Genomic DNA, 22,213 nt, shown 5'->3' with positions numbered 1-22,213 from the left:
TACCCGTTCGGCGCGGTCGGCGGCGGGGAGGTCGGGGTGGAGGTGCCCAGCAGTGCGGTCAGCGCCGGGAAGAACTTCGCCTCGACCTTGCGAATGCCGGTGGTGTCGTTGGGGTGCACACCGTCGACGGTGTCCTGCGCCGTATTGAAACCGGTGTACTGGTCCACCACTCGGACGGGCGATCTGCTGGTGTTGTTGGCCGCGGCCCACCCGGGAATGCCGGCGTTCAGGCTCTGCACGTTGGCGTTGCAGTTGCCGCACCCCGCCGGGGTCATCGGCAGGATCTGTGCGACAAGCACCTTGACGTCCGGGTTGTTGGCCCGCATCTGCGACAGCAACTTCGAGTACGCGCTCAGGATCGCCGGAGTTCCCTTGTTGCTCCAGACGTCGTTGGTGCCGAGCATCATCACGACGACGTTCGGGTTGGTGGCGGACAGCCAACCCGGAAGGAGGTTGCCGTCGGCGATGCCCGTCGCGAGGAAGCCGCCGTGGCCCTCGTTGTCGACATCGAAGGTGCCGGAGCAGTACGGGTTCCGCAGCGTTCCGACGAAGTCGACGTTGCCGTATCCGGATGCCTGGAGGTGTTGCCAGAGCAACGACCGCCAACAGCCGTTCGAGCCGGTGATCGAGTCACCGAGGAGCATGACCCGGGTGGATGCCGCCGCGCTTGCCTGCGGCTGAACGAAGAGGTACGAGGCCAGGACCGCCAGGACGGCGACGAAGGCGTAGGTCAACTTTTTTCTCACAGCGTCTCTCCTTGAGATCGTTCCTCACCGGGTCGAGCTTCCGGCCGACGGTGACCTGGGCGGCTCTCTCCGGCGTCGACCACCGCCAGGGTGGTCCGGGTGCGGTCAGCCGACCGTGCAGGTGACGGTCGGCGCCGGGTTGCCGCCGGTGGTGGACGCCAGGAAGCCGAAGCTGGTCGTGCCGCCCGGGGTCAGGCCGCCGTTCCAACTCGTGTTCCGTGCGGTGACGGTGGTGCCGGTCTGGGTGACTGTGGCGTTCCAGGCCTGCGTGACCTGTTGGCCGTTGCCGAGGCTGAGCGTCGCGGTCCACGTCGTCGTGGCCGCGGTGGTGTCGTTGCGGACGGTCACCTCGCCCTGGAAGCCGCCGGCCACTGGAGGCCGTCCGGGACGTGGCGGTGCACCTTCCGCCGGCGGGCGGGGGTTTCGACGGTGCCGGGGTCGGGACGGCCGAGGGGCCGGCGTCGGCGTGGGCGGGGCCGTGCCGCCGAGCAGCCGGGCGGAAAGGCCGTTCCGGAGGGGTTCCCTACGGCGCCGCGGTGAGCAGCGGGTCGGCAGCGGCCGACGCGAGCAGGGCGTGATGAGGTGTCATGGATGCTCTCCTGAAATTAGCGGGAGCGTCGATGGGAGCGCACCTCAGAGCTTTGTTCATCAACCTGATTAAGTCAAGTGGGTCGATGTCGTCAGCGTCGTTGAGCGAGGAGGGAGAAGGAGTTCGGCAGTCGGCCGTCCCACGCGGCGGCGGTGACACCGCCCGCCCGCCAGAACGGCTCGGCGTACTCACCGACGTGCCGTACCTCCATGCCGGCGGCCACCACGGCGGTGATGATCTGGCCGAGGTTCCACTGCCACTCGACCGCGCCGTTGCCGGGGAAGGTGTCGTTGACGTGGCTGGCGGCGAAGTAGCTGCGGTCGGGGCGAATCCGGGGCCGGTCGGTGTCCCACGTCCACAGCGGTACCGCCGGATGTGCCTCGTAGACGAACAGGTGCCCGGCGGGTCGTAGCAGCCTGACCACCTCGTGGGCCCACGCGTCCAGGTCGGGCAGCCAGATCAGCGCGCCCTTTCCCGTGTAGACCAGGTCGGCGCCGGAATCCGGCAAGGGTGTGTGCGGCACTGTGGCGACGAGGTAGCGGCATGCCACGCCGAGTTCGTCGGCGCGCCGCTGCGCGGCGTCGACGGCGACTTCGCTGTAGTCGACGCCGATCACGGATCTGGCTCCGGCGTGCACGAGTGCGGGGTCGTCCAAGCCGTGGCCGCTCTGAAGATGGATCACCTCGGGTGCGCGGGCCAGGATAACCCGCAGCAGGTCGCGTTCGACATCGATCAGCGAGTCACCGGTCGCCGCCTCGGCCAGCAGATCGTCGTACTCGCGTACGTGCTTCTGGTTCGCCGTCTCCCAGGCGATCTTGTTCGCGAGCGTCGTGGGATCGTTCATCAGGGTCTCCTACCGGGGCGCCAGGGCTTCAGCGAGAGGGTCGACCGGCACGGCGATGCGGCAGCGCCCACCACGGACCGCATCGCCGCTGCGGTCGTCAGACCGCGGTGAGGTGCAGCACGAGCGCCTGGACCGGCCAGAGGGTGGGCAGCTGCAGGCCGACCTCGGTGAGCATCCGACCCGGGACGACGACCGGGGTCTTGCCCAGCCACGCCGGGGTGACCCATCCCCATCGCGCCGAGCCGATCTCGTCCCGGAGACGCACCGAGTACCGGCGTTCCGGGTCCAGGCCGTCGAGCCGTAGCCGCTCGACCAACGCCTCCTCGAACGAGCTGACCGTGCACACGGTGAACACCGCCTCGCCGCGGTCGGGGGCGACCACACCGCGTACCCGCAGCGCCGGATCGAGCACGTCCGGGTGCACCACGGCGCCGGTGTGCAGCAGCTCGCGGAGTTCCTGGTAGAGGCCGGCGAACGCGGTGATCGCCTCGATCTCGTCCTCCGCGCATCCCAGGATGTCCCACTCGAACCCGGCCGAGCCCTGCAGGGCGGTGGCCATGCGGTAGGACAGCGCGGTGGCCCGGCCCGACGAGTGCGCGGGTGAGGGGCCCACGTGAGCGCCGACGAGTTCCGGCGGCAGCAGGAGTTCCGTCCAGCGCTGGATGTCCTGCCGCTCGACCGGGTCGTTGGAGTCGGACGCCCAGACCCGGTCGGTGCGTTCGAGGATGCCGAGGTCGGCACGGGCCCCGCCGGAGGAGCACGACTCGATCTCGAGGCGGGGGTGGTCGGCCTTGAGGCGCTCGATCAGCCGGTACGCGGCGAGCGTCTGCGCGTGCGTGCCGGGCGCGCCGTCGTGCACCGGTTCGATCAGGTCCCGATTGTGGTCCCACTTGACGAAGTCGATGCCGAGCTTGCCGATCAGCGTGGACATGTGCGCCCGCACGTGCTCCCACGCGTCGGGATGGGCCAGGTCGAGCACGTACTGGGTGCGGAAGGACAGCCCGGCGGGGGACGGCACCGACTCCGGGCTGGCGAGCAGCCAGTCCGGGTGGGCACGGGCCAGCTCCGAGTCGAGGTTGACCATCTCGGGCTCGAACCACAGCCCGAACTGCATGCCGAGTGAGTGGACGAGGTCCGCCAGCGGTTCGAGGCCCTTCGGCCACACCGCCGGGTCGACCTGCCAGTCGCCCAGCCCTGCGGTGTCGTCGCGGCGGCCGAGGAACCAGCCGTCGTCGAGCACGAAGCGCTCCACGCCCACCGCGGCGGCCCGGCGCGCGAGCTGCTCCACGCGCGCGGGCTCGTGCCGGAAGTAGACCGCCTCCCAGGTGTTGAGCACGAGCGGTCGAGGGGTGCGGGGATGCTGGGGCCGCGCGCGCATCCAGGTGTGGAACCGGTCCGCCACCCCGTCGAGACCCGCGGCCGACCACGCGAAGTACGCCGTGGGGGTCCGGTACGACTCGCCGGGCGCCAGCCGTACCTCACCGTGGCGCAGCAGCTCACCGGCGCCGAGCAGCGTGACGTGCTCGGTGACCCGGTCGGTCCGGTGGCGGACGTCGGCACTCCAGCCGAGGTGGACCGCCCAGACCTCGCCGCGGCGGTTTCGTGGCGTCCCGATCGACGCGAGCGTCACCCAGGGGGCGTCGTGCCCGCCGCGGCCCCGGCGCGACTCGCGCGTGGTCGTCCCGCGGGGCATCGTGGTGGTGAGCGGCGACTTCTCCCGGGTCCAGCGACCGGAGAAGGTGGTGAGGTGGTCCGCGGTCTTCGGCACCGGGAGCGTCGCGTCCAAGCAGGCCACCTCCACGATCCCGGCGCCGTCGTTGACCAGGTCGTGGTGCAGGAGCACCAGGCCGCCGGCGCCGAGCTCCACCCGGGTTCGCAGGATCAGGCCGGCGTCGGCGTCGGTCGCGGTGACGTGCACGCGTGTCGCGTCCTCGCGCTCGACCCTCGCCGTCCAGCGGGGAAAGAGGGGACGGCCGTCCCGGGTGGCGAGCAGTCCCGGGCGGCCGGCCCAGCCGTTCGCCTCCTCGGGCACGACCGGTAGGCGCCAGGCGGCGTCCAGCGTGCCGGGCGCGGTCTGGCGACTGGTGGTGCGGTCCAGAACCTCGAGGTCGCCGGCCTCGATCGGGCCGAGGTCCGCGCCCCAGTGGAGGACGGCGGGCAGGCCGGTGGCGGGATGGGCGAGGACGAGCGCGACGCCGTCGCGGCGCAGTAAGGTCCAGGTGGCGTGCGGTGTGGGGGTGTGCGAGGACGACATCTCTCTCCTGGCTCTCGTCGTCGAGCGGGACCGGGCGGGGTGGATGGATCGCGTCAGCCGGGTGTCCTGGCCATGTGCTGCACGGGGACGCTGCGGAGGACGTGGAGGGCGCCACCGATGGCGGCGGCGGTGTCCACGTTGGCGGACAGGAGGACCCGGGGCCGACTGAGCGTCCGGCTGAGCGCGTGGCGGGTCAGCTCCGCCTCGACGAACTGCCGATAGAGCGGGCCGGCGCTGATGAGGGCGGGTCCGGCCAGTACGACGGTGTCGAGATCGAAGAGGTTCACCATGGTCACCGCCGCGCGGCCGATCCAGCGGGCGGACCGCTGGAGGATCGCGGTGGCGTCCGGGTCGCCTGCCTGCCACGCGCGCGCGACGCGCTCGAAGTCGGCGAGGGTGTCCTCCTCGAGAGCCTTGATGCCGAGACGCTCGGCGAGCTCGGGATCCGTGAGCACCTGCGCGACGACGGTGCGCGGGCCCGCCTCGGCCTCGGCGCAGCCACGGTTGCCGCAGACGCAGGGGGCGCTCGCGCCCCTGAGCCCCACGTGCCCGATCTCGACGGCGTTCGAGGCGCGACCGCGGTAGGCGCTGCCGTCCGCCACGATGCCGCCGCCCAGGCCGGAACCCAGGTAGATGAGCCCGAACGTGTCGGTCGGCACCGTGCCGGACCACTGCTCGCCGGTGGCCGCCGCGGTCGCGTCGTTCTCCAGCAGGACGGGCAGGCCGAGTCGGTTCGACAGCGCCGACGTCAGGGGGTACTGGAGCCAGTCGGGCGTCGGATGGGCCATGAGAAGCATGCCGCGCTCGCGGTCCTGGGGCCCGTGCGTGACCAGGCCGACGCCGATGACCCGCTCGCGCGGCACACCGGTGTCACGCAGCAGGTCGTCGATGTAGCCGGCCAGCGCGGCGACGGCCGGACCCGGCCCGCTCGTCCCGGTGCCGCGGAGGCCGGCGGTCGCGATCCGCCGGCCGGCGAAATCGATCACGACGATGGTCGTCGTGGTGCGGTCGACCTGGACGCCGACGGCGTACCAGGCATTCGCGTCCAGCTCCAGCAGGCGCCGGGGCTGGCCCCGGCCCTGCTGCTCACGGCCCACCTCACGGACGAGGCCACCGTCGATCAGGCGGCGGACCACGTGCGTGATGGTGGCCTGGGTGAGGCCGGAGAGTTCGGCGAGCTCCACCCGACTGAGCGTGCCGCGGGTACGCAGGAGGTCGAGCATCCGCCCGGTCGTCGTGACGCGGCCATCGTCGTTGCGGAGCATTCCGCGAGTCCTCCCAAGGCCCGTCCTGGCGGGAGCGCCAGGTGATCACTCCAGCTCATATCTAAACAAAGTCAACTAACTCTGGAGCGTCCGGCAGCGGCACCCCACTGGGTCCGTGAAGTTGATGAGGAAGGTCGGCGTGGTGTGATCCGGCTGGATGTTGGTGGTCTGCCAGGTGGTCGGGGATGGGCAGGTGGCTGCGGCCCCGCTGGGAGTCGGTCTCGGGGGCTGGAACTTGATGGAAACAAGTAGGGCCTACTTATTGACTGAGTAAATTAAGTCGCTCAAGAATACATGCCATGCCCTTCCTGGGCCACGGCGGGCGAGTCGTCGTCCCCGGCACGTGAAAGGACCAAGATGTCTCTTCTCACCGGCAGGCCGCGCCGCATGGCGGCGCTCGCCAGCGCAGCCGCGCTCGGCCTCTTGCTGACCGGCTGCTCCGGCGGCGCCTCGTCCGCCGGGTCGGAGGCCACGCTCGTGGCCTACACCGGTCAATCAGGCGACTACCAGATCAACTTCAACCCGTTCGCGCCGTCCCGGATCGGTGGCCTCGGCGCGATCTACGAGACGCTGTTCTTCGTCAACAAGGCCAAGGTCTCCGACCCCGTGCCGCTGCTCGGGACGCAGAGCTCCTGGAACAAGGACGGCACCGTCCTGTCGGTGACCCTGCGCGACGGGGTGACCTGGAGCGACGGCCAGCCCTTCACCGCGAAGGACGTCGCGTTCACCTTCGACATGTTGAAGAAGACCCCGGCGATCAACAGCACCGGTTTCGACGGCACGGTCACCGCGGTGGACGCCACCCACGTCACCTTCACGTTCAAGGCGCCGGCCTTCGTCAAGGGCCCCGACGTGCTCGGTACCGTGGCGATCGTCCCCGAGCACCTGTGGAAGACCGTCAACCCCACCGAGGACGTCGTCGAGAAGCCCATCGGCACCGGCGCGTACCTGCTCGACGAGTTCAAGCCGCAGGCCTTCACGTACGGGGCGAACCCCACGTACTGGGGCGGCGAACCGAAGCTCAAGAAGATCCGTTTCGTCGCGCTGTCGGGCAACCAGGCCGGCGCCGACGGCATCGCTGGCGGCACCATCGACTGGCTCACCGGGCCGATCCCCGACCTCAAGAACACGCACAAGAACTTCCCCAAGTACGACGCGTACACCCAGTGGCAGAGCCAGATGATGCTCGCCACCTGTTCCAGCGCGCAGATGGGCTGCAAGGGACCGCAGACCGACCCGGCCGTCCGACACGCCCTCTACTCCGCCCTCAACCGGACACAGCTCAACAAGCTGGCGTTCCAGGAGACCGCGAGCGAGATCTCCCCGGCCTTCACGCTCACCCCCAGCCAGGACCAGTTCGCCTCCGCCAAGCTCGCCGAGAAGACGGCGCCCATGACCGCCGAGCCGGAGAAGACCGCGCAGACCCTGGAGAAGGCCGGCTGGGTCAAGGGCGCCGACGGCATCTACGCCAAGGGCGGCCAGCGGCTGTCCCTGACGGTCGAGGTGGTCACCGGCTGGACGGACTACATCACCGCGATCGACACGATGGCCTCGCAGGCCAAGGCCGCCGGCATCGAGCTGCGCGCCGCCCAGTCCTCCTGGAACGAGTGGACGGAGAAGAAGGGATCCGGCAACTTCCAGCTGGTCATCGACTCCCTGGGGCAGGGCCCCGCGCCGGACCCGTACTACCTCTACACCTACTTCTTCGACTCCGGCACCGGAGCCAGGGTGGGCAAGTCCGCCGGCCAGAACTACTCCCGCTACGCCAACCCCGAGGTCGACGCGGCGCTCGACGGCCTGGCCGCGCTCCCGCTCGACGACCAGGCGGCCCGGCAGGCGTACTTCGACACCATCCAGCAGGCGGTGGTGCGGGACATGCCGTACGTCCCGGTCCTGACCGGCGGGACGACCAGCGTGTGGAACACGGCGAAGTTCAGCGGCTGGCCCTCGGACCAGGACCTGTACGCCTTCCCCGCCGTGTGGTCGGCCTTCGACGCCGCGGAGATCTTCAAGCGGCTCAAGCCCCAGAGCTGACTGTCCGAGACGCCGCCCCCGAGGAAAGAGCGCTGCCGTGAGTTACTTCCTTCGCAAGCTGGGTTTCTACGCGGTGGCCCTGTGGGCCGCCCTGACCCTCAACTTCGCCATCCCGCGCCTGCTGCCCGGCAACCCCGTCGACATCCTGCTCGCCAAACTCCAGCAGCGGGGCGGCGCGGTCAGCCCGGAGACGCGCAAGGCGTACGCGCTCCTCCTCGGGGGCGACGACACCGGGCCCCTGTGGAGCCAGTACCTGAACTACCTCAAGAACCTCGCGCGCGGTGACCTCGGGGTCTCGGTGAGCTACTACCCGGCCAAGGTCTCCGACGTGATCCTGGCGTCGCTGCCCTGGACCGTGGTGCTCGTCGGGGTCGCCACCGTCATCGCCGCGCTGCTCGGGGTGCTTCTCGGCGCGATCGTGGGGTGGCGCCCCGGCACCTGGCTCGACTCGCTGGTCCCGGCCACGACGCTGCTGGCCGCCATACCCTACTTCTGGCTCGCCCTGATCCTCACCTACCTGCTGGCCCGGGTGCTCGGCTGGTTGCCGTCGCAGGGCGGCTACGACGTCGTGCTCACCCCCGGCTGGAACGGGCCGTTCATCCTCTCGGCGGTGCGGTACGCGACCCTGCCCGCCCTGACCATCGTCCTGGCCTCGATCGGCGGGTGGCTGCTCGGCATGCGCAACATGATGGTCTCCACCCTGTCGGAGGACTACGTCCTGACGGCGGAGGCCAAGGGCCTGTCGCCGAGGAAGATCCGGCGTTCCTACGCGGCGCGCAACGCCGTTCTTCCCTCCGTGGCCGGGTTTGCCATCTCCCTCGGGTTCGTGGTCTCCGGCTCGGTCATCACCGAGCAGGTCTTCTCCTATCCCGGGATCGGCGGGCGTCTGCTCGGCGCCGTGACGAACAACGACTATGCGCTCATGCAGGGCGTCTTCCTCTTCATCACGCTCGCCGTGCTCGGCGCCAACCTGGTCGTCGACCTGCTCTACGGCCTGATCGACCCGCGCACCCGCGCCCGGCACTGACGGGGACACCACGATGACGAACCTCACCCCCGTCAGCGCGCCGACCGTGGCCGACGCGGCCGACACGGTGACCCGGACGACCGGCCCGGCGGGCCGCCCCGCACCGGCCGGCTGGCGCAGTCTCCTGCCCTCCATGACGCCCTGGCTGGCCATCGGTCTGGTGCTGGTCGTCGGGATCGCGCTCTTCGGGTTCATCGCCGTCCACTTCGTGGGCGACCCCCGGCAGATCCGGGACCAGGGGCTCACCCCACCGTCGGCGCAGTTCCCGCTCGGCACCACCCAGACCGGGCAGGACGTGCTCGCGCAGCTCGCCTACGCCACCCGCGGCTCGCTGCAGATCGGCGTGCTCGTCGGCCTTCTCGCCACCGTCCTGTCGGCGTTCTTCGGCATCTACGGCGCCTACCGGGGCGGTTTCGTCGACGAGGCGTTCTCCCTGCTGTCGAACGTCTTCCTGGTGATCCCCGGCCTGCCGCTGGTCATCGTGATCTCCGGCTTCGTGCCACGGGAGAGTCGCGGCCTGTGGACCATCGTGGTCGTGCTCGCGCTGACGAGCTGGGCCGCGTCGGCGCGGGTGCTGCGCGCGCAGACGCTCTCGGTACGAAACCGCGACTACGTCGCCGCGTCGAAGGTCGCCGGTGAGAAACCCTGGCGGGTCATCGTCGTGGAGATCCTGCCGAACCTCCTGCCCGTCATCGCGTCCCAGTTCGTGTTCGCGATCATCGCCGCGGTCCTCGGCGAGGCCGGACTGGCCTTCATCGGCCTGGGCGCCTCGAACTCCTCGACGCTCGGCACGATGCTCTTCTACGCGCAGAACGGGTTCGCGCTGTCACTCGGCGCCTGGTGGTGGTTCGTGCCGCCGGGCCTGATCATCGCGCTCTTCGGCATGGGTCTGTCCCTGGTGAACTTCTCGATCGACGAGATCATCAACCCCAAGCTCAAGAACCTCCGCCGGTACCGCAAGCGCGCGCGTCAGGCCGCGCGCCTGGAGCGGGAACTGCCCCGACGCGGAACGGGTGTCACCGGCACCCCCGCCGACCGCTCGACCGTCTCGGAGGTGTCGCCGCGATGACCACGACGCTCCGGCACGACGACGCGCCCGCCGCCGCCCGGTCGAGGGCCGATGCCGTGCTGACGGTCGAGGATCTCACCGTCGTGTACGAGGCGGACGCGCCGGTCACGGCTGTCCGGGACGCGAGCCTGACGCTGCATCGGGGGGAGATCCTCGGCCTGGCCGGCGAGTCGGGGTGCGGAAAGACCACCCTGGCGTACGCGATCAACCGCCTGCACCGCCCGCCGGCCCGGATCGCGTCCGGCCGGGTGACGTTCCACGACCGCGGCGGCGAGGACGTCGACGTGCTCGCGCTCACGGACGCCGAGCTGCGCACGTTCCGCTGGGACAAGCTCTCCATGGTGTTCCAGGGGGCGATGAACGCCCTCAACCCCGTCACGACGGTGCGGGCGCAGCTTCGCGACACCCTGCTGGCCCACCGTCCCGGCCTGTCCCGGGCGCGGGTGCGCGAGCGATCCGAGGAGGTGCTGCGACGGGTCGGGGTGGACCCCCGGCGGCTGGGCTCCTACCCGCACGAGCTGTCGGGCGGTATGCGCCAGCGAGTCATGATCGCGATGGCGATGCTGCTCGAACCGCAGGTCATGATCATGGACGAGCCGACGACGGCGCTCGACGTCGTCGTGCAACGCGAGATCCTGAGCGAGATCGTGCGGCTGCGCGACGAACTGGACTTCGCCGTCGTCTTCATCACGCACGACCTGCCGCTGCTGCTGGAGATCAGCGACCGGATCGCCGTCATGCTGGCCGGCGAGATCGTCGAGCTCGGCGCGGCCGACCTGCTGTACCGCCACGCGCGGCATCCGTACACGCGCAAGCTCCTCGGCTCTTTCCCGAGCCTGTCCGGAGCGCGCGGCGCGTTCATCCGCACCGGAGTCGACGAGACCGCCGTCCCGGCCGACGGCGCCACCGAGGAGCGAGCATGACCCTCGTCCACGTGACCGACCTGGTCAAGGACTACCGGATTCGCACCGGCCTGCGCCGGACCCGGCTGCGTGCCGTCGACCAGGTCAGCTTCGACCTGATCCCCGGGCGCACCGTCGCCCTGGTGGGGGAGTCGGGGTCGGGCAAGTCCACCATCGCCAAGATCCTCACGCGGATGGAGAAGCCCACGTCCGGCCGGGTCGACGTGCGACTCGACGACGGCACGCCGGTGCACGGGTCGCTGTACCGGCGGCAGGTGCAGATGGTCTTCCAGGACCCGTTCGCCTCCCTCAACCCGTTCCACTCGATCGAGCACCACATCGCCCGCCCGCTCCGCATCCACCAGCGCACCCGCACCGCCGCCGAGACCCACCAGCGGGTGCTGGAGATGCTCGAACGGGTCAACCTCACACCCGCCGAAACCATCGCGCCGCGCCGTCCGCACGAACTCTCCGGCGGTCAGCGGCAGCGCGTCGCCATCGCACGCGCGCTGGCGCCGGGGGCGCAGGTGCTCGTCGCGGACGAACCGGTGTCCATGCTGGACGTCTCGATCCGCCTCGGGGTGCTCAACCTCCTGGGCCGCCTACAGCGGGAGGACCGGCTCGCCGTCCTGTACATCACCCACGACCTGGCCACCGCGCGGCACTTCTCGGACGAGATCCTGGTGCTCTACCGCGGTCGCATCGTGGAGCGCGGGCCTTCCGACGCGGTGATCCTCGACCCACACCACGACTACACGAGGTTGCTGGCGAGCGCGGCGCCGGATCCCGAGCGCCCCGACCGGGTCACGGCCGCGGTCACGGTGGACCGCGACGCGATCGACAACAGCGTCTGCTACGACCACCGCACCCGTCGGTGGGAGAAGGCCGGCGTGCCGTCGGCCCCGGCGAGCGGCACGCCCGTGGGCTGACCCGGCGGGCCCCGCTCCCGCACGTCCGCACTCGTTTTCGAACCCCCGAGGACACCGCATGGCTCACCTCCCCTCCACCTTCCGCGCCCTGCGCCACGGTTGGACCCTCACCGCCCCTCTGCTCCCCGACGACGTCCCCGCGGCCGTCGCCGCGACCCTCGCCGACGGCGTACCCGCCGTGGTGCCCGGCGAGGCGCACCTGGACCTGCGGCGCACCGGCCTGGTCGACGACCCGTTCGACGGCGCCAACGAGGCCGCGCAGCAGTGGATCGGCGACACGACGTGGCGCTTCTCGACGACGTTCACCTGGTCCGACGACGCCTCGACACGCCACGACCTGGTCGCGTACGGGCTGGACACCGTGGCCACCGTGGAGCTCAACGGCGAGGCGGTGGGGCGGACGCAGAACATGCACCGCGCCTACCGTTGGGACGTGCGCGGGGCACTGCGCGAGGGGGAGAACACGCTCACGGTGACGTTCGCCGCCCCGGTGCCCGAGGCGACGGCGCGGGCTCGGCGCGACGGCGCCCTGCCGCGCGTCAATCACCACGACTACAACCAGTTGCGCAAGATGGCGTGCTCGTTCGGCTGGGACTGGGGCATCGACGTCGCCGGCGCCGGCATCTGGAAGCCGATCGGGCTCGACTCGTGGTCCGGGGTGCGCATCGCCTCGGTACGGCCACTCGTGGACGTGGCGCCGACCGGGGGCAGCGACGGCGTCGTCCGTCACGACGGCCTGTTGCGGGTGCACGTGGCGGTCGAACGCGACGGCGTCCGCGCCGACCACGACGTCCCGCTCACCGTCACCGTCACCGCTCCCGACGGCGGAGCGCTGACCGCCCAGGGCGTCGTGCCCGCCGGCGAGACGTCCGCCGTCGTCCTCGTCACGGTGCCCGACGTGCGGCGCTGGTGGCCGGTCGGATACGGCGACCAGCCGCTGTACGGCGTGGCGGTCGAGGCCGGCGCCGCGGACGACGTCGCGTCCTGGCGCGGGCGCGTCGGGTTCCGCACCGTCGAGCTCGACACCACGCCCGACGAGGCCGGGGCGCCGTTCCTGCTCCGGGTCAACGGCGAGCGGGTGCTCGTGCGGGGCGCCAACTGGATCCCGGACCACGCGTTTCTCACCGCGGTCGACCGCGACCGGTACGCGCGACGAGTGACCGACGCGCTGGCGGCCAACATCAACCTGCTGCGCGTCTGGGGCGGCGGCATCTACGAGTCCGACGACCTGTACGACCTCGCCGACGAGCAGGGCCTGCTGATGTGGCAGGACTTCCTCTTCGCCTGCGCCGCGTACCGCGAGGACGCGCCGACGCGGGCGGAGATCGACGCCGAGGCCCGCGAGAACGTCACCCGGCTCAGCCCTCACCCGTCCCTCGTGCTGTGGAACGGCAACAACGAGAACACCTGGGGCTCGGTGGACTGGGGCTGGGCCGGCCGCCTGGACGGCCAGGGCTGGGGCGACGGTTACTACCGGGAGTTGCTGCCGCGCGTGCTCGCCGAGCTCGACCCCACCCGCCCCTACTCGCCGGCGAGCCCGTACTCGTTCGGCGACTACCGGCACCCGAACGACGAACGCTACGGCACCATGCACATCTGGGACGTGTGGAACCGGACCGACTACACCGCCTACGCCCGGTACAAGCCGCGCTTCGTCGCCGAGTTCGGCTTCCAGGCGCCGCCCGCCTGGTCCACCCTCACCGCCGTGGTGCACGACGAGCCGCTCGACCCGTTCGGCCCCCAGATGCTGGTGCACCAGAAGGCCAACCTCGGCAACGCGAAGCTGGAGCGCGGCTGGCAGGGGCATCTGCCCGAGCCGGTCACCATCGCCGACTGGCACTGGACCACCCAACTCAACCAGGCGCACGCCATCCGGTTCGGCGTCGAACACTTCCGCTCTCTGACGCCCCACAACACCGGGACGATCCTGTGGCAGCTCAACGACAACTGGCCGGTGGTGTCCTGGGCCGCCGTGGACTTCGCCGAGCGCCGCAAGCCCCTCTGGTACGCCCTGCGGGCCGCGTACGCGCCGCGCCTGGCCACCCTGCAGCCGCGCGCGTCAGCCGAGGCGTCGGCGACCGCGTGGGAGGGGTTGGAGCCGGAGCCGGACACGCTCGCGCTGGTGCTCGTCAACGACACCGCGGAGGCGTTCCGCGGCACGTTCACGGTGACGCGGGAGACGTTCGACGGCGCGCTGCTGGCGAAGGACACGCTCGCGGTGTCGGTGCCCGCGCGCGGCGCGGCCACGCTCACGGTTCCGGCCGCGGTCGCCGCGTTCGGGGATCCCGCCAGCGAGGTCGTCGTGGCCGAGCCCGACGACGACACGGCCGGCTTCGCGCAGTCGTTCCGGCACGGCGCCGAGGTGCTCGGCCAGCGCCTCGACCCCCGGCCGCTGCGGGTCGAGGCGGTGCCGACCGACGACGGTTGCCTGCTGCACGTGACCGCCACGTCCTACGCCCGCGACGTGTTCTGCCCCGCCGACGTGGTCGATCCCGCGGCCTCGGTGGACGACGGTATGGTGAGCCTGCGGGCCGGCCGGTCCGTCACCTTCCGCGTGACGTCGTCGGCCGGCGACCCGCAGGACTTCGCCGCCGTCGTGCGCTGCGCCAACACCCTCCTGGGCCCGGCCGAGAGGACCCCTGCGTGACCGCCACCCCGGCCGTTCCCGTGGACCGGCTCACCCTGCCCGCCCACCACGCGCGGCTGGACGCCGAGTGCCGGCGGCTGCTCGCCTTCGGCGCGAGGTCCGCGCTGCCCGACGGCGGTGCCGCCTACCTGGACGCCACCGGCGAGCCGGATCCCCCGCACGGCGTGCTCACCTGGATCACCGCCCGCACCACGCACGCGTACTCACTCGGCGTGCTGCTCGGCGTGCCCGGCAGCGCTCCCGTCGCCGACGCCGCGCTGGACGGGCTGACCGGCCGGCTGCGTGACGCCGAGCACGGTGGGTGGTTCCACGCGCTCGGGCCCGACGGCGTCCCGGACCGCGCCGCCGGCAAGTCCTGCTACGACCACGCCTTCGTGCTGCTCGCCGCGTCGTCCGCCGCGGTCGCCGGCCGGGCCGGCGGCGCCACGCTGCTCACCGACGCCGCCGAGGTCTACCTCACCCGGTTCTGGGACGAGACCGCCGGTCGCCCGGTGGACACCTGGGACGCCGACTTCACCCGACCCGACGACTACCGCGGCCTCAACGCCACGATGCACTCCGTCGAGGCGATGCTCGCCGTGGCCGACGCCGTCGAGGTGCTCGGGGCCCCGGGCGCGCCGGCTGTCGGTGGGGGAGCGGCGGCCTGGCGGAACCGGGCCGCGCGGGCGGCCCGGTTCGTCGTCGAGCTCGCCGCCGTCCACGACGGGCGCCTGCCGGAACACTTCGGGCCGGACTGGACCCCGGATCTCAGCCTCAACCGCGACCGGCCGGACGATCCCTTCAAGCCGTACGGCGCCACTCCGGGACATGGTCTGGAGTGGTCTCGCCTGCTGTTGCACGTCGAGGCCGCGGTCGGCGCCGACGACGCGCTCGTCGCGGCGGCGGTGCGCCTGTTCGACCGGGCCGTCGACGACGGCTGGGACGCCGACGGCGCGGAGGGTTTCGTCTACACCACCGACTGGGACGGCACGCCGGTGGTGCGCCAGCGGATGCACTGGGTGGTGGCCGAGGCGATCGCCGCCGCCGCGGCGCTGCACCGGCGTACCGGTGAGCGGCGGTACGCCGACCACTACGCCGCCTGGTGGGACTACGCCGAGCGTCATCTGCTCGACCGTACGGGCGGCTCGTGGTGGCACGAGCTCGACCCGCACAACATGCCCGCCGCGACCCTGTGGCCCGGCAAGCCCGATGTCTACCACGCACTGCAGGCCACGCTGCTGCCGCGCCTGCCGCTCGCGCCCACGCTGGCCCGGGCGCTTCGGTCGGGGCTGCTCGTCGCGTCGCCGACGGGCGCCTACGGTCGGCAGCCGGCATGAGCGGGCGCGTGGACGGGTCGCCGGTGCGGCCGGTGGTGGTGCTCGGCGAGACGCTGATCGACGTGCTGCCCCGCGGCGACGGGGCCGACCTCGGTGCGCGTGAGCTGCCCGGCGGCAGTCCGGCGAACGTGGCCGTGACGCTCGGGCGCCTGGGCCGCGCGCCGGTGCTCGTCACCACGCTCGCCGACGACGCGCGCGGCGCCGCCGCGCGGGACTGGCTCGAGGCCTCGGACGTCACCGTCGTCGCGCAGCCGCCGGCCACCGGACGGACGTCGACCGCCGCGGTCCGGCTTGCCGCCGACGGGTCGGCGAGCTACGACTTCGACCTCACCTGGGACCTCGCGCCGGAGAGCCTCGCCCGCGCCGCCGTGGCGGGCGGCGTCGCCGTCCTGCACGCCGGCTCGATCGCCACCGTGCTCGACCCGGGTGCCACCACGGTCGAGCACGCGTTGCGCGAGGCCCGCGGGCACGCCCTGGTGACGTTCGACCCCAACGCGCGCCCGGCGATCACCCCGGTCATCGCGCGGGTGTTGCCGCGCGTCGAGCGGCTGGTGGGGCTCAGCGACGTCGTCAAGGTTTCCGACGAGGATCTCGGCTGGTATTACCCCGGCGCCGACCCGGTGGAGGTGGCCCGCGACTGGGCGTCAGCGGGGCCGACCCTGGTCGTCGTCACCCGGGGCGTGGCGGGCAGCGTGCTCGTGCGCGGCGACGACATCGTCACCGTGCCCGGCGTACCAGTGACAGTGGCGGACACGATCGGCGCCGGCGACACCTTCATGGGGGCGCTCATCGACGCGCTCGTGGGCCTCGGGGCGCATGGTCCGACCGCGCGCGCGGCGCTGTCCGCGCTGGGCGGGGAGGAACTGCGGCGGGCCGGATCCTGGGCGGCGAGCGCCGCCGCCGTCACGGTGTCCAGGCCGGGCGCCGACCCACCGACATCGGCCGAGCTCGACGCGGTGGCGTGGACGCCGACCTGCTGAGGCCACCGCGTCGACACGACGGCCGCGGGTCGGACGGGCCCGCAGCCGCGCCACCCGGTGGGTTCTTCACCCGACTCGCTCGTCGGCCCGGGCCGCCGCGTTGGCGCAGCGCAGCACGCGCGGATCCACCAAGGCGGACGGGTCGGCCAGGGCCGCCGCGGTGCGGACGGTGAAGGCGTGGGTCTCGCCCGCGAGCAGCGAGACGAGCATGTCGTCCACGATCGCGTCGGAGGCCACCTTGTCGGCGAGCAGGGCCAGGTCCCGGACGTACGACGTGGCCCGCACGATCACCCGGTAGCCATCGGCCACGGGCGTGACCTCGGCGGTGTAGGGCGTCGGATGGTAGGCGAGGTCGCGGTCCTCGGCGAACTGGTGGTGGACGCGGGCCCCGTCGGCGGCGGCGACCAGCACCTCGTTTCCGGGATCGGCGGGGGTGAGCAGTTGGTCGGTCAGGTCCACCAGGGCGACGGACCGGGGCGGGACGTCGAGCGGCAGCTCGGCGGTCGCCAGGACGTGGCCGGCGAGGGTCTGTCGCGTCGCGTGGACCGTGCCCGTCCACGGCTGGTCGTGGTCGTTGACCGCGACAAGCGTGGGTCTTCCCGCACGGGGCTGCACGGTCAGCAGCCGCGGCGCGAACGCGTGCTTGAGCGCGTAGTAGAGGGGCTTGGGCCGTTCGTCGCCGTCGACGGCGGCCCACGAGGTGACCGGCCAGCAGTCGTTGAGCTGCCAGACGAGGGCTCCGGCGGTCCGTGGCCACCAGGAGCGGAAGTGTTCGACGCCGAACGCCACCGCCCGCGCCTGGTTGAGCTGGGTCGCCCAGTGCCACTGCTCGAAGTCGTCCGGGACGGGCAGGTGGGGGGCGAGGCCGCGGGCCAGCTTGCCGTTGCCGTCACCGGCCTTCTGGTGGAGCAGGAACGCGGGCGAGGTGGGGGTCAGTGGCTGATCGTGGATCCAGCGGGTGAGGGTCGCCCAGGTGGGCGGGCCCTGGAAGCCGAACTCCGCGCAGAACCGGGGGATCTGGTCGCGGTAGTGGGTGTAGTCGACCACGTTCCAGACGTCCCACTCGTGGCGGATGCCGTGGCGGGCGTCGTTGGGCGGCAGGTCGCCGGGGCTGTAGGGGCTGCCGGGTGCGTACGGGCGGGTGGGGTCCAGTTCGGTGACGAGCCCGGGCAGCAGTTCGGTGTAGTAGCCGAGCCCCCAACTGCGTCCGTCGAGGGCGTCGCGCCAGCCCGCCCAGTCCGTGTACGCGGGCAGGTTCTCGTTGTTGCCGTTCCACAGCACGAGCGACGGGCGGGCGACCAGCCGGGTGATGTTCTCCCGCGCCTCGGCCTCGACCTCGCTCCGCAGGGGCTCCTCCTCGGCGTAGAAGGCGCACGCGAACGGGAAGTCCTGCCACACCAGCACGCCCCGCTCGTCGCAGGCGTCGTAGAAGTCGTCGGTCTCGTAGATGCCGCCACCCCAGATCCGCAGCATGTTCATGTTCGCCTCGACGGCCTGGTCGACCCGGCGGGCGAGCCGCTCGGGGGTGACCCGGGTGAGCAGGTGGTCGTCCGGGATCCAGTTGGCGCCCTTGGCGAAGACGCGTCTGCCGTTGACGACGAAGGTGAAGGGTGTGCCGGCCTCGTCCGGCTCGGTGTCCACGGTGACGGTGCGGAAGCCGATCCGGCGCCGGTCGGTGTCCACCGGCTCGCCGTCGGCCAGGAGCGTGACGGTCAGCTCGTAGCGCGGCTGCTCGCCGTAGCCGACCGGCCACCACAGCCGGGCGTCGGGCACGAGAGCGGTGACGTGGGCGGCGTCGCCGGAGACGGCCGTCCGCGTCTCGCGGTCGCCGATGGTCACCACCGCGGTGTAGTCACGGTCCGCGGCGCGCTCCACGTCCAGGTGTACGTCGACGCGGCCGGTGCCGTCGGCGTCGACGGTGACGAGCGGGCGTACCCGGGCCAGGCGGCCGGTGTCCCACCGTTCCAGCCGCACCGGCTTCCAGACGCCGGCGGTCTGCAGGTCCGGTCCCCAGTCCCAGCCGAAGGAGCAGGCCATCTTGCGGATCGCGTTGTACGGGTGCGGGTAGGCGCGTTGGCGCCAACCGAGCCGCGCCTCGATCCGCTCGGCGTGGGTGAGCGCGGATGACACCGTCACGGTCAGCTCGTTGCGGCCCTCCCGCAGCGACTCGCGGACGTCGAACCGGTAGCCGCGGTGCATGTTGGCGGTGTGGCCGAGCAGGTCGCCGTTGAGCTCGATGGTGGCGATCGTGTCGATGCCGTCGAAGACCAGCTCCACCCGCTCGCCCGCGCCGGGCGCGGTCGCCTGGAACGCGGTGGTGTACCGCCAGTCGACGCGGTGCATCCAGGTCAGGGCCGCCTCGTTGCGGTCCAGGTACGGGTCGGGGATGAGGCCGGCGGCCATCAGGTCGAGGTGGGTGCCGCCGGGGACCTGGGCGGGAACGTCCCGCCCGGCGACGGTGTCCGGCACGGGGCCTCCGACGGCGCGCAGGCTCCAGCCCTCGTGCAACGTGGTGCGCGTCATCGGGTTCTCCTCGTCGTCGGCGGCCGGGGCCAGAGATGAGGAGGAACCTTACGTAGGTCATCGAAGTAAGTCAACGCGCCGGGGACGCGCGGCGTCAGCGGGCGGCGACCTCCGGGCCCGTCCGCGCGGCGTCGCCCGATCCGGCGGTGCGGGCGTGGTCCGCCGGGCGGGGACGGCCCAGGGTCAGCTCACTCTGCATGACGAGGACCGCCCCGCCGATCGCCGCCGCGTCCGACCCGTTGACCGACGGCACGATCCGCACCGGATGCGCGCGCCGCGCGAACGTGCGGCGGTCCACCTCCTGTTGGATGATCGTCTGGTAGGTCGAGCCGGCCACGGCGAAGCTCGGCCCGGCCAGCACGATCGCGTCCACGTCGAACAGGCAGGCCAGGGTGACGGCGGCGTGACCGAGGTAGCGGGCCGACTGCCCGATGAGCTCCCGCGCGCCGGTGTCACCGGCGTTCGCCGCCGCCGCGATCCGCGCGAACTCGGTGAGGAAGTCGGCGGCGGTCGGGTCCAGCGCCAGCCGCCGGGCGAGGCCGGGGGTCGCCAGGGCCTGCCGGACCAGGGCCGACGGGCCCGCGTAGTTCTCCAGGCAGCCGACGTTGCCGCACGTGCACTCGTCGCCGTTGACGTCGATCGAGATGTGGCCGATCTCCACGCTGTTCGAGGAACTCCCGCGATACACCTCGCCGGCGACCACGACCCCGCCGCCGATCCCGGTGGCCATGTAGATGCAGCCGTAGGTGCTGCGCGGATCCACCGCACCCATCCAGTACTCGCCGATCGCGGCCGCCGCCGCGTCGTTGTCGAGCAGGACGGGCAGCTCAAGGCGCTCCGCCAGTCGCCGCGCGACCGGGTAGTCGAGCCACTCGTCGGTCGGCTGCGGCGTCAGCAGCACACCCGCGCGTCGATCCTGCGGCCCGTAGCCGACCAGACCGACACCCAACACCCGGTCGCGGTCGACGGCCGCCGTGGCCAGCAACGCGTCCACCTGCGCGGCCACCAGCGGCAGCGCCCGCTCCGGCGGCATCGTCGCCACGCCCTGGAACGACGTCCGGGCCACCTGCCGGCCGGCCAGGTCGACGACCACGATCACGCACGTGTTGCGCTCGAGCTGCACCCCGACGCTGAAGCGGGCCAGCGGATTGAGCTGCACCATGGTGCGGGGCTTGCCACCGGTCGGCGCACCCCGGCCGGCCTCGATCACCAGGCCGTCACCCATCAGCTCACGGACGACCTCGGAGATCGTCGCGCCGGTCAGCCCCGTCGTCGCGGCGAGTTCCACCCGGCTGATGCTGCGCGCCGACCTGATCACGTCCAGCACCAGGCCGCGCGTCTTCGGTCGGCTGGCCCAGATCGGGCTGCTCGCCACGGTCCCTCCCCGGTGTTCCGCCCGATTCGCCAGACTACCCCGACCGCGACCCAGGTCCGGCCCGACCACGTGTTGACTTTCGTAACCAACCTAATAAAGGATGTTTCGTAGCGCTCCCATCGATCTCTCACCCCACCGAGGAGATCAGATGAAACATCGTCACGCACTGCTCGCCGCCGCCGGCGCCGCCGGCGTGCTGATGCTGGGTGGCATGGCAACGGCCACCCTTCCCGCAGCGGCGGCCGCAGCCGGCTGCGCGGTCACCTACACGGTGCAGAGCCAGTGGCCGGGCGGGTTCACCACCGGCGTCGCCGTCACCAACCTCGGCGACGCGGTGTCGAGCTGGACGTTGACCTTCGCCTTCCCCACCACGGGCCAGAAGGTCACCCAGGGCTGGGGTGCCACCTGGACCCAGGCCGGCACCCGGGTGACGGCCACCAGCATGAGCTGGAACGGACCACTGCGCTCCGGCGCCTCGACCTCGATCGGGTTCGGCGGCTCGTGGAGCGGCGCGAACCCGGTGCCCGCGTCGTTCGCGCTCAACGGCACCACGTGCACCGGGGCGGTGACCACACCGACCCCGGGACCGACCACCGGTGGCCCCACCACCCCGCCGCCGAGCACTCCACCACCCACCACCCCGCCGCCCAGCGGGTCGGCGCCGGAACTACGGGTGTCCGGGAACCGGATCGTCACCACGGCCGGCAAGCCGTACCGGCTGCTGGGCGTGAGCCGGTCCGGCGGAGAGTTCGGCTGCGTGCAGGGCAAGGGCCTGTGGGACTCCGGGCCGGTCGACCAGGCCTCGATCGACGCGATGAAGACCTGGAACATCCACGCCGTGCGCGTTCCGCTGAACGAGGAGTGCTGGCTCGGCGTCAACGGCTCGCCCAGCGGCGCCGCCTACCAGCAGGGCGTCAAGGACTACGTCAACCGGCTCGTCGCCAACGGCATCAACGTCATCCTCGACCTGCACTGGACGTGGGGTGCCTACCCCGACAGCCCGGACTGGCACTGCAAGGACGAGCACGCCACCTGCCAGAAGCCGATGCCGGACGCGCGGTACGCCCCGCAGTTCTGGACCGGCGTCGCCAACGCCTTCAAGGGCAACGACGCGGTGGTCTTCGACCTGTTCAACGAGCCCTACCCGGACATGCCCGCCGACTGGGACAAGACCCTGGGCTGGCAGTGCCTACGGGACGGCGGCACCTGCGCCGGCCTGCCCTACGAGGTGGCCGGCATGCAGGACCTCGTCGACGCGGTCCGCGCCACCGGCGCCACCAACCTGCTCATGGTCAGTGGCCTGGAATGGACCAACGACCTGCGGGAGTGGCTGACCTACAAGCCGAACGACCCGCTGCGCAACATCGCGGCGTCGTGGCACGCGTACAGCTTCAACGCCTGCGCCAGCGAGTCCTGCTGGGACAGCCAGATCGCCCCGCTGGCACAGCAGGTGCCGATCGTGCTCGGCGAGTTCGGCCAGGACAACTGCGGCTTCGACTACATGCAGCGGCTGGTGGACTGGGCCGACGAGCACGACCTGAGTTACCTGGCCTGGACCTGGAACCCGTGGGGCTGCACCGGTGGCGCGGTGCTCATCAGGGACTGGGCCGGCACCCCGGAGCCCGGCGTCGGCGCGGGCTACCAGGCCCACCTGCTGACCCAGGATCCGTACCTGTAAATGCCCTGTCGGCCGGCCGACGCCGCGGGCGTCGG

Annotated in this window: 16 protein-coding genes; 9 read left to right on the top strand and 7 right to left on the bottom strand. The window is 71.9% G+C overall.

The genetic code is table 11. From position 1 onward, the window contains the following. The 5 genes from ACZ6O5_RS25825 to ACZ6O5_RS25805 all read right to left on the bottom strand — a co-directional run. Nucleotides 1–746, bottom strand: a 746-nt coding sequence (locus ACZ6O5_RS25825; RefSeq protein WP_465980320.1) for an SGNH/GDSL hydrolase family protein, incomplete at its 3' end; no start/stop codon positions are given. 105 nt (nucleotides 747–851) lie between these two features. Continuing rightward, nucleotides 852–1,118: a cellulose binding domain-containing protein gene (locus tag ACZ6O5_RS25820; RefSeq protein ID WP_465980319.1), complete on the bottom strand. Its 267-nt coding sequence runs from the start codon at nucleotides 1,116–1,118 to the stop codon at nucleotides 852–854. A 308-nt stretch (nucleotides 1,119–1,426) separates the two neighbouring features. Beyond that, a complete protein-coding gene (locus ACZ6O5_RS25815) occupies nucleotides 1,427–2,179 on the bottom strand; it encodes a class I SAM-dependent methyltransferase (protein WP_465980318.1) in 753 nt (250 codons plus the stop codon). Between the two features lie 97 nt (nucleotides 2,180–2,276). After that, nucleotides 2,277–4,433, bottom strand: a complete 2,157-nt coding sequence (locus tag ACZ6O5_RS25810; RefSeq protein WP_465980317.1) for an alpha-galactosidase — start codon at nucleotides 4,431–4,433, stop codon at nucleotides 2,277–2,279. 53 nt (nucleotides 4,434–4,486) lie between these two features. Further along, nucleotides 4,487–5,698 (bottom strand): ROK family transcriptional regulator, encoded by a 1,212-nt coding sequence (locus tag ACZ6O5_RS25805; protein ID WP_465980316.1) that lies wholly within the window; start codon nucleotides 5,696–5,698, stop codon nucleotides 4,487–4,489. A 357-nt stretch (nucleotides 5,699–6,055) separates the two neighbouring features. On the opposite strand from ACZ6O5_RS25805, the gene ACZ6O5_RS25800 reads away from it, so the two are divergent. From ACZ6O5_RS25800 to ACZ6O5_RS25765, 8 genes are read left to right on the top strand one after another with little or no spacing between them, the layout of a single operon-like run. Next, entirely contained in the window at nucleotides 6,056–7,732 is a 1,677-nt protein-coding gene (locus tag ACZ6O5_RS25800) for an ABC transporter substrate-binding protein (RefSeq protein WP_465980315.1), read from the top strand. Nucleotides 7,733–7,769: 37 nt separating this feature from the next. Next, the gene (locus tag ACZ6O5_RS25795) at nucleotides 7,770–8,759 is read left to right on the top strand and encodes an ABC transporter permease (protein ID WP_465980314.1); all 990 of its coding nucleotides are present in this window, start codon (nucleotides 7,770–7,772) and stop codon (nucleotides 8,757–8,759) included. Nucleotides 8,760–8,772: 13 nt separating this feature from the next. Next, nucleotides 8,773–9,828: an ABC transporter permease gene (locus tag ACZ6O5_RS25790; protein WP_465980313.1), complete on the top strand. Its 1,056-nt coding sequence runs from the start codon at nucleotides 8,773–8,775 to the stop codon at nucleotides 9,826–9,828. Continuing rightward, on the top strand, nucleotides 9,825–10,751 hold the full coding sequence (locus tag ACZ6O5_RS25785) for an ABC transporter ATP-binding protein (protein ID WP_465980312.1): 927 nt from the start codon (nucleotides 9,825–9,827) through the stop codon (nucleotides 10,749–10,751). Before ACZ6O5_RS25790 ends, ACZ6O5_RS25785 begins: the two co-directional genes overlap by 4 nt. Continuing rightward, nucleotides 10,748–11,659, top strand: coding sequence for an ABC transporter ATP-binding protein (locus ACZ6O5_RS25780; RefSeq protein WP_465980311.1), 912 nt, complete (start codon nucleotides 10,748–10,750; stop codon nucleotides 11,657–11,659). The genes ACZ6O5_RS25785 and ACZ6O5_RS25780 overlap by 4 nt, the downstream gene beginning before the upstream one ends. Before the next feature lie 58 nt (nucleotides 11,660–11,717). Continuing rightward, entirely contained in the window at nucleotides 11,718–14,306 is a 2,589-nt protein-coding gene (locus ACZ6O5_RS25775; RefSeq protein ID WP_465980310.1) for a glycoside hydrolase family 2 protein, read from the top strand. Then, nucleotides 14,303–15,622, top strand: coding sequence for an AGE family epimerase/isomerase (locus tag ACZ6O5_RS25770; RefSeq protein WP_465980309.1), 1,320 nt, complete (start codon nucleotides 14,303–14,305; stop codon nucleotides 15,620–15,622). The genes ACZ6O5_RS25775 and ACZ6O5_RS25770 overlap by 4 nt, the downstream gene beginning before the upstream one ends. Continuing rightward, nucleotides 15,619–16,602, top strand: coding sequence for a PfkB family carbohydrate kinase (locus ACZ6O5_RS25765; protein ID WP_465980308.1), 984 nt, complete (start codon nucleotides 15,619–15,621; stop codon nucleotides 16,600–16,602). Before ACZ6O5_RS25770 ends, ACZ6O5_RS25765 begins: the two co-directional genes overlap by 4 nt. Nucleotides 16,603–16,668: 66 nt before the next feature. Here the strand turns inward: ACZ6O5_RS25765 and ACZ6O5_RS25760 are convergent, their stop codons facing one another. Both ACZ6O5_RS25760 and ACZ6O5_RS25755 read right to left on the bottom strand, forming a co-directional pair. Next, on the bottom strand, nucleotides 16,669–19,125 hold the full coding sequence (locus ACZ6O5_RS25760; RefSeq protein WP_465980307.1) for a glycoside hydrolase family 2 protein: 2,457 nt from the start codon (nucleotides 19,123–19,125) through the stop codon (nucleotides 16,669–16,671). A gap of 94 nt (nucleotides 19,126–19,219) precedes the next feature. After that, on the bottom strand, nucleotides 19,220–20,500 hold the full coding sequence (locus tag ACZ6O5_RS25755) for an ROK family protein (RefSeq protein WP_465980306.1): 1,281 nt from the start codon (nucleotides 20,498–20,500) through the stop codon (nucleotides 19,220–19,222). Nucleotides 20,501–20,648: 148 nt separating this feature from the next. Here ACZ6O5_RS25755 and ACZ6O5_RS25750 point away from each other — a divergent pair, with 148 nt between their 5' ends. After that, nucleotides 20,649–22,178: a cellulase family glycosylhydrolase gene (locus ACZ6O5_RS25750; protein ID WP_465980305.1), complete on the top strand. Its 1,530-nt coding sequence runs from the start codon at nucleotides 20,649–20,651 to the stop codon at nucleotides 22,176–22,178. Nucleotides 22,179–22,213: the final 35 nt, after the last annotated feature.

The sequence above is a fragment of the Micromonospora sp. NPDC049201 genome (assembly GCF_055586805.1).
The sequence above is the reverse complement of the archived record's forward strand: the minus strand, read 5'-3'. Positions and strand labels throughout refer to the sequence as shown.

Excerpts from the sequence above, each read along its gene's own strand:
- ACZ6O5_RS25775 (WP_465980310.1), top strand. The coding sequence starts at position 11,718 with ATGGCTCACCTCCCCTCCACCTTCCGCGCCCTGCGCCACGGTTGGACC.
- ACZ6O5_RS25790 (WP_465980313.1), top strand. The coding sequence starts at position 8,773 with ATGACGAACCTCACCCCCGTCAGCGCGCCGACCGTGGCCGACGCGGCC.
- ACZ6O5_RS25805 (WP_465980316.1), bottom strand. The coding sequence starts at position 5,698 with ATGCTCCGCAACGACGATGGCCGCGTCACGACGACCGGGCGGATGCTC.
- ACZ6O5_RS25760 (WP_465980307.1), bottom strand. The coding sequence starts at position 19,125 with ATGACGCGCACCACGTTGCACGAGGGCTGGAGCCTGCGCGCCGTCGGA.
- ACZ6O5_RS25750 (WP_465980305.1), top strand. The coding sequence starts at position 20,649 with ATGAAACATCGTCACGCACTGCTCGCCGCCGCCGGCGCCGCCGGCGTG.
- ACZ6O5_RS25785 (WP_465980312.1), top strand. The coding sequence starts at position 9,825 with ATGACCACGACGCTCCGGCACGACGACGCGCCCGCCGCCGCCCGGTCG.
- ACZ6O5_RS25815 (WP_465980318.1), bottom strand. The coding sequence starts at position 2,179 with ATGAACGATCCCACGACGCTCGCGAACAAGATCGCCTGGGAGACGGCG.
- ACZ6O5_RS25765 (WP_465980308.1), top strand. The coding sequence starts at position 15,619 with ATGAGCGGGCGCGTGGACGGGTCGCCGGTGCGGCCGGTGGTGGTGCTC.
- ACZ6O5_RS25810 (WP_465980317.1), bottom strand. The coding sequence starts at position 4,433 with ATGTCGTCCTCGCACACCCCCACACCGCACGCCACCTGGACCTTACTG.
- ACZ6O5_RS25800 (WP_465980315.1), top strand. The coding sequence starts at position 6,056 with ATGTCTCTTCTCACCGGCAGGCCGCGCCGCATGGCGGCGCTCGCCAGC.
- ACZ6O5_RS25780 (WP_465980311.1), top strand. The coding sequence starts at position 10,748 with ATGACCCTCGTCCACGTGACCGACCTGGTCAAGGACTACCGGATTCGC.